Origin of the sequence: Bordetella genomosp. 1, from assembly GCF_002261335.1 — a bacterium.
In the GTDB taxonomy this organism is placed as follows: Bacteria; Pseudomonadota; Gammaproteobacteria; order Burkholderiales; family Burkholderiaceae_B; genus Bordetella.
On the sequence record NZ_NEVL01000002.1, the window covers coordinates 313,492 to 326,459 of the forward strand.

The 12,968-nt window shown below is 68.5% G+C and carries 11 protein-coding genes; 6 read left to right on the forward strand and 5 right to left on the reverse strand.

Annotation, left to right across the window (positions count from 1 at the left end; genetic code table 11):
* Window positions 1-9: 9 nt before the first annotated feature.
* Both CEG14_RS06645 and ligA read left to right on the forward strand, forming a co-directional pair.
* The gene (locus tag CEG14_RS06645) at window positions 10-1,110 is read left to right on the forward strand and encodes a cell division protein ZipA C-terminal FtsZ-binding domain-containing protein (RefSeq protein WP_094825574.1); all 1,101 of its coding nucleotides are present in this window, start codon (window positions 10-12) and stop codon (window positions 1,108-1,110) included.
* Complete coding sequence (ligA, locus tag CEG14_RS06650) at window positions 1,110-3,206, forward strand: NAD-dependent DNA ligase LigA (protein WP_094825575.1); 2,097 nt, start codon at window positions 1,110-1,112, stop codon at window positions 3,204-3,206. The genes CEG14_RS06645 and ligA overlap by 1 nt, the downstream gene beginning before the upstream one ends.
* Before the next feature lie 194 nt (window positions 3,207-3,400).
* Here the strand turns inward: ligA and CEG14_RS06655 are convergent, their stop codons facing one another.
* From CEG14_RS06655 to msrB, 4 genes are read right to left on the reverse strand one after another with little or no spacing between them, the layout of a single operon-like run.
* Window positions 3,401-4,177, reverse strand: coding sequence for a peptidylprolyl isomerase (locus CEG14_RS06655; protein WP_094825576.1), 777 nt, complete (start codon window positions 4,175-4,177; stop codon window positions 3,401-3,403).
* Between the two features lie 16 nt (window positions 4,178-4,193).
* Window positions 4,194-4,493, reverse strand: coding sequence for a BolA family protein (locus tag CEG14_RS06660; RefSeq protein WP_094825577.1), 300 nt, complete (start codon window positions 4,491-4,493; stop codon window positions 4,194-4,196).
* Window positions 4,486-5,064 carry a septation protein A gene (locus CEG14_RS06665; RefSeq protein ID WP_094825578.1) on the reverse strand — a complete coding sequence of 193 codons (579 nt, stop codon included), beginning with the start codon at window positions 5,062-5,064 and terminating at the stop codon, window positions 4,486-4,488. The genes CEG14_RS06660 and CEG14_RS06665 overlap by 8 nt, the downstream gene beginning before the upstream one ends.
* Window positions 5,061-5,462: a peptide-methionine (R)-S-oxide reductase MsrB gene (gene msrB / locus CEG14_RS06670; protein ID WP_094825579.1), complete on the reverse strand. Its 402-nt coding sequence runs from the start codon at window positions 5,460-5,462 to the stop codon at window positions 5,061-5,063. The genes CEG14_RS06665 and msrB overlap by 4 nt, the downstream gene beginning before the upstream one ends.
* Before the next feature lie 350 nt (window positions 5,463-5,812).
* Between msrB and CEG14_RS06675 the strand changes: the two genes are divergently transcribed.
* The 4 genes from CEG14_RS06675 (at window position 5,813) to CEG14_RS06690 (ending at window position 10,772) form a co-directional block, all read left to right on the forward strand.
* Entirely contained in the window at window positions 5,813-6,976 is a 1,164-nt protein-coding gene (locus CEG14_RS06675; protein ID WP_094825912.1) for an ABC transporter substrate-binding protein, read from the forward strand.
* 159 nt (window positions 6,977-7,135) lie between these two features.
* Complete coding sequence (locus CEG14_RS06680; RefSeq protein WP_094825580.1) at window positions 7,136-8,173, forward strand: branched-chain amino acid ABC transporter permease; 1,038 nt, start codon at window positions 7,136-7,138, stop codon at window positions 8,171-8,173.
* 11 nt (window positions 8,174-8,184) lie between these two features.
* Window positions 8,185-10,023, forward strand: coding sequence for a branched-chain amino acid ABC transporter ATP-binding protein/permease (locus tag CEG14_RS06685; protein ID WP_094825913.1), 1,839 nt, complete (start codon window positions 8,185-8,187; stop codon window positions 10,021-10,023).
* On the forward strand, window positions 10,020-10,772 hold the full coding sequence (locus tag CEG14_RS06690) for an ABC transporter ATP-binding protein (RefSeq protein ID WP_094825581.1): 753 nt from the start codon (window positions 10,020-10,022) through the stop codon (window positions 10,770-10,772). Before CEG14_RS06685 ends, CEG14_RS06690 begins: the two co-directional genes overlap by 4 nt.
* A gap of 54 nt (window positions 10,773-10,826) precedes the next feature.
* Here CEG14_RS06690 and CEG14_RS06695 read toward each other — a convergent pair whose 3' ends face one another.
* Entirely contained in the window at window positions 10,827-12,956 is a 2,130-nt protein-coding gene (locus CEG14_RS06695; RefSeq protein ID WP_094825582.1) for a phosphocholine-specific phospholipase C, read from the reverse strand.
* Window positions 12,957-12,968: the final 12 nt, after the last annotated feature.

Sequence of the window (12,968 nt, forward strand, 5' to 3'; positions counted from 1 at the left end):
GATTGATACATGAGTGATTTGCAGATCGGCTTGATTGCCCTGGGCGTGCTGCTCATCCTGCTGGTGCTGGGATTCAACTGGTGGCAAGACCGCCGCGTGCGCCGCAAGATGCAGGTGCATTTCCCTTCGAGCGAGCAGGATCCCTTGCTGGGCGCCGGCGAGATGCCGGCCGCGCCGCGCGCGCCCGCCGCCGCCACGCCCGCGGCCCCGGTCCAGCGCCGCGAGCCGGGCATCGGTGCGCGCGACCCCGACGAAGATCCGGTTGCCGTCGCCGCCGTGCCCGTGGCCGACCCGGCCGAGCGCGACGATGCCGAAGAGCCGGATCCCGCCAGCGAAGTCGTGATCGAGATCCACTTTGCCGAGCCGGTGCGCGGTGCCGACCTGCTGCCCTACATGCAGTCGCTGCGCCAGATCGGCCGCAAGCCGCTGCGCGTGTTCGCCAGCACCGATCGCGGCCGCCATCGCGCCCGCCTCCACGGCGAGGAATCCTATGCCTCGCTGCAGCTGGCCTTGCTGCTGGCCAACCGCAGCGGTCCGCTCTCGGCCATCGAATGGTCGCAGGCCTGGGCCCGTGCGCAAGACCTGGCCGAGCGTTTCGAGGCCACCATCGAGGGCCCCGACCAGCAGGAAGTGCTTGAGCGGGGCGCGCGCCTGGACGCCACCTGCGCGGCGCTCGACACCCAGGTCGGCCTCACGCTGCTGCTGGGCACCGCCCGGCCCGCCGCAGAGGTCATGAACGTGGCGCGCGAACTCGGCTTCGCCAACGGCGGCACGGGCATGTCCTGGCTGACCGACACCGGCGCCGTGCGCTTCACGCTCTCGCGCACCGACGGCGCGCCGCTGGACGCCGGCATGGGCGGCATCACCCACCTCACCCTGTTGCTCGACGTGCCCTGCACGCCGGCCGACCCGCGCGCCTTCGGCCGCATGGTCGACGTGGGCCGTGACCTCGCCACCCGGCTGCGCGCCGAGCTGATCGACGACCAGGGCCGCGGTCTGGTCGACGGCGCCGACAAGGTCATCGACGAGCGCCTGCAGGTGCTGTTCGGCCAACTCGAAGAGGCCGGCCTGCCGGCAGGCAGCGAACGCTCCAAGCGGGTCTTTGCGTGATGAGCAAGGCGTCGCCCACGCCGGCCGAGTCAGCAGCGCGCCTGCGCGCCGAGATCGAGCAGCACAACATCCGCTATTACGTCCACGACGAACCGAGCATCTCCGACGCCGACTACGACGCGCTGATGCGCGAGCTGCAGGCGCTCGAGGCCGAGCATCCCGAGCTGGTCACGCCGGAGTCGCCCACGCAGCGCGTGGGCGCCGCGCCGCAGGCCGAGTTCGGCAGCGTGCGGCACGCGGTGCCGATGCTGTCGCTGGGCAACGCCTTCGCCGCCGAAGACGTGCACGATTTCGACAAGCGCGTGGCCGACACGCTGCGCGCTGCGGGCCTGCTGGGACTGAGCGACAGCCCGCGCTACTTCTGTGAGCTCAAGCTCGACGGCCTCGCCATCAGCCTGCGCTACGAAGACGGCATGCTGGTGCAGGCCGCCACGCGTGGCGACGGCCAGACCGGCGAGGACGTCACCGCCAACATCCGCACCATCAAGGTGATCCCGATCAAGCTGCGCGGCGATTTCCCGCGCGTGCTCGAGGTGCGCGGCGAGGTCCTGATGAACCGCGCCGATTTCGAGAAGCTCAACGCCAAGCAGGCCGCGCGCGGCGAGAAGGTGTTCGTCAATCCGCGCAACGCCGCCGCCGGCAGCCTGCGCCAGCTCGACCCGCGCATCACCGCGCAGCGTCCGCTGCGCTTCTTCGCCTACAGCTGGGGCGAGGTGCAGGGCCTGGCGCGCGCCACCGGCGATCGCTTCGACGAGCCGGCGCCGGGCACGCGCGAGGTCTCGACGCTGCCGCACGACACGCACGGCGAGATGCTGGCGTGGCTCGCCAGCCTCGGCCTGCCGGTCAACGTGCGCTACAACCACCAGGCCGAGGGCGCGCAGGGGCTGCTGAATTTCTACGAGCGCGTGGGCAAGCTGCGCGCCTCGTTGCCCTACGACATCGACGGCGTGGTCTACAAGGTCGATTCCTTGCCCGCGCAACGGGTGCTGGGCTTCGTGTCGCGCGCGCCGCGGTGGGCCGTGGCGCACAAGTTCCCGGCCGAAGAAGCCACCACCGAACTGCTCGACATCGAGGTGCAGGTGGGCCGCACCGGCGCCATCACGCCGGTGGCGCGGCTCAAGCCCGTATTCGTCGGCGGCGTGACCGTCACCAACGCCACGCTGCACAACGAAGACGAGATCCGCCGCAAGGACGTGCGCATCGGCGACACCGTGGTCGTGCGCCGCGCCGGCGACGTGATCCCCGAGGTCGTGGGGCCGGTCATCGAGAAGCGGCCCGAGGGCGCGCGCGAGTTCGTCATGCCCACGCACTGTCCGGTGTGCGGGTCGGCGATCGAGAAGCTCGAGGATGAAGCGATCGCGCGCTGCACCGGCGGCCTGTTCTGTGCCGCGCAGCGCAAGCAGACGCTGCTGCACGCGGCCGGCCGCAAGGCGCTCGACATCGAAGGCCTGGGCGAGAAGGTCGTCGACCAGCTCGTGGAGAACGGCTGGGTCAAGTCGCTGGCCGACCTGTATGGCCTGAACGCCATCAAGCTGGCCACGCTGGACCGCATGGGCCAGAAGTCGGCCGAGAACCTGGTGGCGGCGATCGACAAGGCGCGCAAGCCGGCGCTGGGACGGCTGCTGTTCGCGCTCGGCATCCGCCACGTCGGCGAGACCACCGCGCGCGACATCGCCCGCCATTTCGGCACGATCGAGCGCATCATGGATGCCGACGAAGAGGCGCTGCTGGCGGCGCCCGACGTGGGCCCGGTCGTGGCCGGCTCGATCCATCGCTTCTTCGCCGAGCCGCACAACCGCGAGATCATCGCCGCGCTGGCCGAGAAGGGCGTGCACCCCGAAGCCGAGGCCGAGCCGCAGGGCACCACCCTGGCCGGCAAGACCTTCGTGCTGACCGGCACCATGCCCAACTGGACCCGCGAGGAAGCCACGCGCCACATCCAGGCGGCCGGGGGCAAGGTGAGCGGGTCGGTGTCCAAGAAAACCGCCTACCTGGTGTCGGGCGAGGACGCGGGCAGCAAGCTCACCAAGGCCCAGGAGCTGGGCGTGGCCATCCTCGACGAGGATGGGCTGCGCGCGCTGCTCGGCATGGCATAGCGCGCCGCGCCCGCCGGCGAGTGCAAAAAGCCCGCGTCAGCGGGCTTTTTCATGTCCGTGCGCTGGCCGCCGCACTAGCCGCCGCACTGGCCGCCGCGCGCCGCGAGCCCGGGCGCCAAGGGGCGGCACCAACGAAAACGCCCGCTTGCGCGGGCGTTCTGTGCAGCGGCGCGCCCGGGGCGCGACCGGCAGCCTTACTGGACCTTGGCCTTTTCGCGCAGGTCTTTCTGGAAGTTGGCCAGCGTCTGCTGACGCAGCATTTCCTCGATCTGCGGACGGACCTGGTCCATCGGCGGGAATTCCACCGGACGGGTGTCTTCGACCTGGATGATGTGCCAGCCGAACTGGGTCTGGACCGGCTTGTCGGCCAGTTCGCCCTTCTTCAGCTTGGTCACGGCCTCGGCGAACGGGGCCACGTAGTTGGTGGGCGGGGCCCAGCCCAGATCGCCGCCGCGCTCGGCGCTGCCGGGATCCTTGGAGTTTTTCTTGGCCAGTTCGTCGAACTTGCCCTTGTTGCCCTTGAGCTGGGTCAGCAGGTCGTTGGCGGCCTTCTCGTCTTCGACGAGGATGTGGCGGACCTTGTACTCCATCTTGCCGGACTGCTCTTTCTTGACCTTGTCGTACTCGCCCTGGACCTGGGCATCGGTGACCGGGTGCTTGGCGAGGTAGTCGGCCATCAGGGCGCGGACCAGGATGCCCTGGCGGGCCAGCTCGATTTCGGTCTGGACGTCGGCCTGCTTGGCGATGCCCTGCTTCTCGGCGGCCTGGACGAACACCTGGCGGTTGATCATCTCCTGCTTGACCTGCTCGCGCAGCTGCGGCGAGTCGGTGGCGCCCTGGCTCACCAGCAGCTTGACGAACTCGTCGAGGTTCTTCTGGGAAATGGCCTTGCCGTTGACAGTAGCCACGTTTTGGGCGAAAGCAGGCACGGCGATGACGCAGGCCGCTGCCAGCATGACGATGCGTTTCATGAAGTTCCTTTGGGAGTTACTTGGAAGAGGGTGCCTGTGCGTCGAGCGCCAGCGCATGTATGGGAAAGGGCATGAGATCTTGCAGTCGATCATACACCAGCCTATGGCGGGCGACCGGCCGCAGACCGACGAATTGCTCGGAGACGATGAGCACGCGATAGTGCGCCGCGCCGCCCCGCGCACCGGCGTGGCCGGCGTGCAGGTGCGACTCGTCTTCGATGTCCAGCTGCAGCGGCGCGAGCGGCGCCAGCCGGGCCCGGATGATTTCGAGACGGTCGAGCGGATCGAGCGGATCGAGGGCAGGGGAATCAGTCATGGGTGGAAGCGGGCTTGTCGCCTTCGGCGGCTTCGGGGGCGATGTACTTGCCGAGCCAGAACGACTGGCCGATCACGAACAGGAAGGTCATGATCAACAGGCCGAAGGCCTTGAAGCTGACCCACTGGTCTTCGGTGAAGGCGCCGGAGAATGCCACGTAGAGGTTGAGGGCACCGGCCACGACGAAGAACGTGGCCCATGCCAGGTTGAGCTTGTTCCAGACCGCGGGCTCGGTGAGCGTGATCTTGCTGCCCATGAACTTTTCGATCAGGTTGCGGCCGAGCACGTAGCGCGAGAACAGCAGCGCGCCGCCGAACAGCCAATACAGCACGGTCGGCTTCCACTTGATGAAGGTGTCGCTGTGCAGGTAGATCGTGGCGCCGCCGAACAGGACGATCACGATCAGGCTGACCCAGTTCATGGCATCGACGGGCTTGCGGCGGATCTTGAGCCAGGCGATCTGCAGCACCGAGGCCGCGATGGCGACCTTGGTGGCGAAGTAGATGTCGGCGTACTTGAAGGCAACGAAGAACAGCAGCAGCGGGAACAGATCGAACAGAAACTTCTTCATTCTTCGCCCTGCGGCTCGAACTTCATCGACACCGAGTTGATGCAATAGCGCAGGCCGGTGGGCTCGGGGCCGTCCGGAAACACATGGCCCAGGTGGGCGTCGCAGATATTGCACAGCACTTCGGTGCGCACCATGCCGTGCGTGGTGTCGGTCTCTTCGCGCACGCGCGCCGGGTCGATCGGCTCGAAGTAGCTGGGCCAGCCACAGCCGGCGTCGAACTTGGTATCGGAGGCGAACAACGGCGTGCCACAGCCCACGCAGCGGTAGATGCCGGGCGTAAAGGTGTCCCAATAGCGGCCGGTGAAGGCGCGCTCGGTGCCTTTCTCGCGCGCGACGGCAAATTCCATCGGCGTGAGCTGGGCTTTCCATTCGGCTTCGGTTTTACGGACTTTATCCATGGCTTTTAGAGTGTCCCCAATCGATTTGGTTCGATCCGGCCGCGAAATGCCCGCCGGAGTGCGAGAGTCGATGATGTTAATCGAGTTTGCCGCGGGCCCTGGCCGATGCCCGCGCCGCGGGCCGGGGTTTCCCCTTAGAGACGCATCCCTGCGATACGGTAAGAATTCGCCATTAACGAATGCATTTGCTTTTGCAGGTGGGTGTTGGCCTTAGGGTTGATCCCGGGTGAGAGGGGAATCCGCAATTTGATACTCTTTTAATCCTATAATTCTTTTTTCTGTATAACTTTAAACAGGCTCCGCGCCCGCCCCGGGCGCACCACAAGAGCCAACACAGGAGACAAAAAATGATGCGCAAGCAATTCGGCTTGTCCGCGGTCGCGGCCGCACTCGCCCTCGGGCTGTCGTTCGGCGCCCAGGCGCAGGTCAAGGTCGGCGTCACCGTGTCCTCGACCGGCCCGGCCGCCTCGCTCGGCATCCCCGAGCGCAACACCGTGGCGCTGCTGCCGCGTGAAGTGGCCGGCCAGAAGATCGAATGGATCGTCCTCGACGACGCCACCGACACCACCCAAGCCGTGAAGAACTCGCGCAAGCTGGCCTCCGACGACAAGGTCGACGTGCTGATCGGCACCTCGGTCACGCCGGGCTCGCTCGCCATGGTCGACGTCGCCGCCGAGGCGAAGGTCCCGATGATCAGCGTGGCCGCCAGCGCCAAGATCGTCGAGCCCGTCGACGACAAGCGCCGCTGGGTCTTCAAGACCCCGCAGAACGACGCCCTGATGGCCGGCGCCCTGGCCGATGCCATGGTCAAGTCCAAGATCAAGACCCTCGGCTTCATCGGCTTCGCCGACGCCTACGGCGACGGCTGGCTGGCCGTGATGCAGGCGGCTGCCGAGAAGGCCGGCATCAAGGTCGTCGCGGTCGAGAAGTACGGCCGCACCGACACCAGCGTCACCGGCCAGGTGCTCAAGCTGGTGGGCGCAAAGCCCGACGCCATCCTGATCGCCGGCGCCGGCACGCCCTCGGCCCTGCCGCAAAAGGAACTGCGCGCCCGCAACTACCCGGGCCAGATCTACCAGACCCACGGCGCCGCCAACAACGACGTGCTGCGCGTCTGCGGCAAGGATTGCGACGGCATGCTGCTGCCGGCCGGCCCGCTGCTGGTCGCGGCCCAGCTGCCCGACAGCAATCCGGTGAAGAAGTCGGCCCTGGCCTACGTCGAAACCTACGAAAAGGCGCATGGCGCCGGCTCGACCAACACCTTCGGCGGCCACATGTGGGATGCCGGCCAACTGGTGGTCGCGGCCCTGCCGCAGGCCCTGAAGTCGGGCGCCAAGCCCGGCACGCCGGAATTCCGCGCCGCCATGCGTGACGCGCTCGAAGGCGTGAAAGACCTGGCCGTGTCGCAGGGCGTGTTCAACATGAGCCCGACCGACCACGCCGGCTTCGACGAGCGCTCGCGCGTCATCGTCAAGGTCGAGGGCGGCAAGTGGGTCTACCAGCCCGGCCTCTGATCGCACGGTTTGACCGGGTTGCGCGGTGCCGTGGCGACGCCTCGATGGCGTAGTATCGCGCTTCCCTGCTGCACCTCGCACCGGCCTCGCGGCCGGTGCGTCGTATTCGCCGTGTCCCGGACGGGGTCGGGACACCAAGAACCATAAGGTAGTTGTTCGATGGATTCCACAATTGCGCTGATACTGCTGCAAGACGGTATCGTGAACGGCGCCATCTATGCCCTGCTGGGCATGGCACTGGTGCTGGTCTTCGCCGTCACGCGCGTCATCTTCATTCCACAGGGCGAATTCGTCGCATTCGGCGCGCTCACGCTGGCCATGCTGGTCGACGGCCGCGTGCCGGGCACGGCCTATCTGCTGCCGCTGCTCGGCCTGGTCGTGCTGCTGCTCGAGCTGGTGCGCGCCTTGCGCACCGGCGTCTGGTCCGGCCTGCCCAAGGTGCTCGCCAGCTGTGTGGCGCTGCCGCTCGCGCTGTTGTGGGTCACCACCTCGTACGCCGCCGCCGGCACGTCGCTGTGGCTCAACATGATGCTCACGCTGCTGCTGGTCATTCCGATGGGCCCGATGGTCTATCGCATCGTCTACCAGCCGCTGGCCGAGGCCACGGTGCTGGTGCTGCTGATCGTGTCGGTGGCCGTGCACTTCGCGCTGATGGGCCTGGCGCTGGTGTTCTTCGGCGCCGAGGGCTGGCGCACGCCGGCCTTCGTGGGCGGCCAGATCGACCTGGGCTTTGCCACGTGGTCGGGCCAGAGCCTGTTCGTGGTGGCGACCTGCGCGCTGCTGATCGTGGCGCTGTGGCTGTTCTTCGGCAAGACGCTGTATGGCCGGGCGCTGCGCGCCACCGCCGTGAATCGCCGCGGCGCGCGGCTGGTGGGCATCAGCACGACCATGTCGGGCAGCCTGACCTTCACGCTGGCCGTGGCCATCGGCGCCATGTCGGGCATGCTGATCGCCCCCATCACCACCGTTTACTACGACACCGGCTTCCTGATCGGCCTGAAGGGGTTCGTGGGCGCCATCATCGGCGGCCTGGCGAGCTACCCGGTGGCCGCCGCCGGCGCGCTGCTGGTCGGCGTGCTCGAAGCGTTCTCGTCGTTCTGGGCCAGCGCCTACAAGGAAGTGATCGTGTTCACGCTGATCATTCCCGTGCTGATCTGGCGTTCCTTCTCGCATCGCCACGTGGATGACGAGGAGTAAGCATCATGAACATGAACCGTATCCTGCTTGCAGTCTTCATCGTCGTGCTCGCGGCGCTGCCCCTGGTGGGCGCGACGCCCGAGTTCTGGATCACCCAGCTCAACTACATCGGGCTGGCCAGCCTGGTCGCGCTCGGCCTCGTGCTGCTCACGGGCGTGGGCGGCCTGACCTCGTTCGGCCAGGCGGCCTTCGTCGGCCTGGGCGCCTACACCACCGCGCTGCTCACCACGCACTACGACGCCTCGCCGTGGTTCGCGCTCGTGATCGGGCTGGTCCTCACGGCCGGCGTGGCCTTCCTGCTGGCGCTGATCACGCTGCGCCTGTCGGGCCACTACCTGCCGCTGGGCACCATCGCCTGGGGCCTGTCGCTCTACTACCTGTTCGGCAACCTCGACTTCCTGGGCAAGCATGACGGCATCGCCGGCATCGAGCCGCTCAGCGTGTTCGGCATCTCGCTGGCGAGCGGGCGGCACATCTATTTCCTCATCTGGATATTCGTGCTGCTGGGGCTGTGGGCCACGCGCAACCTGCTGGATTCGCGGCCCGGCCGCGCCATCCGCGCGCTCAAGAGCGGCGCCGGCATGGCCGAGTCCATGGGCGTGAACACCGGCACCTACAAGATCGTGATCTTCGTGTGGGCCGCGCTGCTGGCGTGCGTGTCGGGCTGGCTCTATGCCCACATGCAGCGCGCGGTCAGCCCGAGCCCGTTCGGCCTGAACTACGGCATCGAATACCTGTTCATGGCCGTGGTCGGCGGCGCCAGCCACGTGTGGGGCGCCGTGCTCGGCGCGGCCGTGATCCTGGGCCTGAAAGACCAGCTGCAGAACGTGCTGCCGCTCTTCATCGACACCAACACCAACGTCGAGCTGGTGGTGTTCGGCGTGCTGATGATCCTGATGCTGCAATACGCCAGCAACGGCCTGTGGCCGATCCTGGCGGGCTGGTGGGCGCGTCTGACCGGCACCGGCGGTTCGCGCCGCAACCAGGCGGCACCACCCGAGGCGCCCGCGCTGCCGCAGCGCACGCGTCCGGCGGCCGGCGAGCTGGTGCTCGAGGTCGATGCGATCCGCAAGGAGTTCGGCGGGCTGGTGGCGGTCAACGACATCAGCTTCAAGGTGCGGGCCGGCGAGATCATGGGTCTGATCGGTCCCAACGGCGCCGGCAAGAGCACCACCTTCAACCTGATCTCCGGCGTGCTGCCGGCCACGCGCGGCCAGGTGCGATTCCTGGGCGAACGCACCGACGGCCGTTCGGCGCGCCAGATCGCGCAGGCCGGCGTGGGCCGCACCTTCCAGCACGTGCAGCTGCTGCCGACCATGTCGGTGCTCGAAAACGTCGCGCTGGGCGCCCACATGCGCTCCGACGTCGGCGTGCTGTCGGGCGCGCTGCACAGCGAACGCGCCCGCGAGGCGCAACTGCTGCACGAGGCCGCGCGCCAGCTGCAGCGCGTGGGTCTGGGCGACTACCTCTACGAGCAGGCCGGCAACCTGGCCCTGGGCCAGCAGCGCATCCTGGAGATCGCACGGGCCCTGGCCTGCGATCCGGTGCTGCTGCTGCTCGACGAGCCGGCGGCGGGGCTGCGCTACAAGGAAAAGCAGGAGCTGGCGCAGGTGCTCGAGCAGCTGCGTGCCGAAGGGTTGAGCATCCTGCTGGTGGAACACGATATGGATTTTGTGATGCGCTTGACCAATCATCTGGTCGTGATGGATTTCGGCACCAAGCTGGCCGAAGGCGTGCCGGCCGAGGTGCAACAGAACCCGGCCGTGCTCGAAGCCTATCTCGGCGGTATCGACGACGACCTGCCCGATGACGTGCAGGCCAAGCCCGCCGCGGTCGGAGGTGTGCAATGAGCCCGTCGCCCGTACTCGAAGTGCGCGACCTCTCCGCGCGCTATGGCAAGGTCGGCGCCCTGACCGGCGCGGCCCTGACCGTGCCGCCCGGCTCGATCGTGACCGTGATCGGCGCCAACGGCGCCGGCAAGTCCACCATGCTGAACGCCGTGATGGGTTCGCTGCCGCACACCGGCCATGCCGCCGGCCAGGTGCAGTACGCCGGCGCGGATGTGTCCGGCTGGCAGGTCGAACGCCGCGTGGCGGCCGGCATGTCGCTGGTGCCCGAGCGGCGCGAGCTGTTCGGCAGCATGTCGGTCGAAGACAATCTGCTGCTCGGCGGCTTCCGGCGCTATCGCGCGCGCGAAGCGGGCTGGCGCGACACGCTCAACGAGGTGTTCGATCTGTTTCCGCGCCTGCGCGAGCGCCGCGCCCAGCAGGCCGGCACGCTGTCGGGCGGTGAGCGCCAGATGCTGGCCGTGGGCCGCGCGTTGATGGCCAAGCCCAAGCTGCTCATGCTCGACGAGCCCAGCCTGGGCCTGGCGCCGCGCATCGTGCGCGAGATCTTCCACATCATCGCGCGCCTGCGCGAGACCGGCGTGTCGATCCTGCTGGTCGAACAGAACGCGCGGGCCGCGCTGCAGGTGGCCGACTACGGCTATGTGCTCGAAACCGGCGAGATCATCCTGCACGGTCCGGCGCGCGAGCTGGCGGGCAACCCGCGCGTGATCGAAAGCTATCTCGGCCTGGGCAAGCACCAGGAGGCCTGAGCCCGGCCACGGCCGGCGCAGGCAAAAAGGCGAGGACCGCGGTCCTCGCCTTTTTCATGCCCGCTGCAGGCGCACCGGTCCGCCCATGGCGGGGTCCGAGATGGATGGCGCGCCGGTCTCCATGCGGCCGGCGCAGCGGCGCGACCAGCCGTCCAGGCCCGTGGCCTCGATCGTGAGGTCGTACCAATGGCCCTGGCGGCTGATGTCGATCTCCAGATCGAAACGGCTCTGGCCGGCAAGCAGCTCCTCGCGCGCGGGCGCCTGGCCGTACACCGTGTCGCTGATGGTGTAGAGGTGCGGCGCGGTGCCGGGGTTGTGCAGCGTGAGGCGCAGCCGGCCGGCCTGCGGCAGGTATTGCAGCGTCACCTCCGGCATGCCCGCCTCGGCGCGGCCGCGCAGGTGCCGGTGAAATCCGTTCGGCCCCAGGACCCACAGGTCGTACTCGCCGCCGCTCTCCTCGAGCAGCCACTGGTCGCGCAGGCGCTTGCCCGCCTCCACAGTGTAGCGGCGCGGCACGCGGTCCAGATGCAGGCGGTCGTACACATGGAACACGGCGCCCGCCGTGCCGCGGTTCACGAAGCTCAGCTCCAGCGTGCCGTTGCCGGCTTGCGCGTGCAGGTCCAGCACATAAGGCAGCGCGCGCGAGGGCCGCGTGCCGCCGGCCTGCACCGCGGGCGGCACCTCCAGCGGCCGCAGCGGCAGCGTGGTGCCGGGCAGCTCGGCGGCGCGCGCGGCCACGGCCGCCGTCTCGGGCAGGCTGTCGACGCGCGGCTCGGGCGGCGCGGCGAAGTCGAACGCCGAGGTGAGGTCGCCGCAGACCGCGCGGCGCCAGGGCGAGATGTTGCTCTCGACCACGCCGAAGCGCTGTTCGATGAAGCGCAGGATCGAGGTGTGGTCGAACACCTGCGAGTTGACCCAGCCGCCGCGCGTCCAGGGCGAGATGATGTACATCGGCACGCGCTCGCCCAGCCCATAGGCGCCCTGCAGGTATTGCGGCAGGTCGTCTTTTTCGTCGTGGCCGAGGATGCGGTGATACTCGCCGGTGGTGTCGGCGGTCGAGCCGCCGGCCAGCACGGCCGAGTCGCCCTCGCCCTCGTAGGAGGGCGGGGCGGGCGGCGGCATGTGGTCGAAGAAGCCGTCGTTCTCGTCGAACATCAGCAGCAGCACGGTCTTGCTCCAGACCGCCGGATTGGCGGTGAGCGCGGCCAGCACCTGGGCGGTGTAGTCGGCGCCCTGCGCCGGGCTCGACGGACTCGGATGCTCCGAGCCGGCCTTGGTCGCGCAGATCCACGACACCTGCGGCAGGGTGTTCTGCTCCACGTCTTCGCGCAGGCGCGCCAGGCTGTAGGTGGTGAGGGCGTTGCGCGCCAGTTCGGCGCGCGCGCCGGCCTCGCCGCGGTGCGCCGCGCGATACTGGCGGAAGCCCGCCAGCGGATTGAGCGAGTAGTTGTCCTTCATGTCCTGGTACACGCGCCAGCTGATGCCGGCCGCCGAGAGGCGCTCGGGGTAGGTGGTCCAGGAATAGCCGCCGGCCTTGTCGCCGCCGGAGAGCTTGTTGTAGGTGTTGCCCAGCGCCGGCCCATGGCCGTGGCCCAGGCCGTCGTTGGTGCCGGTCCAGGCGAACAGACGGTTGGTGTTGGTGCCGCCGGTGAACGAGCAGTGGTAGGCGTCGCACACGGTGAACGCGCGCGCCAGCGCGTACTGGAACGGGATGTCCTGCTCGGTGAAGTAGGCCATCGAATGTTCGCGCTTGGCCACCGGCCAGCGGTTCATCCGCCCCTTGTCCCACGCGTCCTGGGCGTTGGACCAGGTGTGCGGCGTGCCGGCCACGCGCATCAGCTCGAACATGGCCTGCGTGTCGAGCGGAAACGGCGGCACGATGCGGGGATTCTCCGGATCGCTGTCGTTGAGCTGCTGCCACACGGTGGCGCCGGTCAGGCCGGCCTGGTCCTGCACCGGGATCGGAAACCGGTCGCCAAAGCCACGCACGCCCTCGAGCGCGCCGAAGTAATGGTCGAACGAACGGTTTTCCTGCATGAAGACGACGATGTGCTCGACGTCGCGCAGCGTGCCGGTGCGGCGGTCGGGCGCGATGGCGAGCGCGTCGCGGATCACGGCGGGGAAAAGCGCGAACGCGCCACCGGTCAGGGCGGCGCCTCGCAGGAAGTCACGGCGGGAGCTCATGGCGTAGGGGAG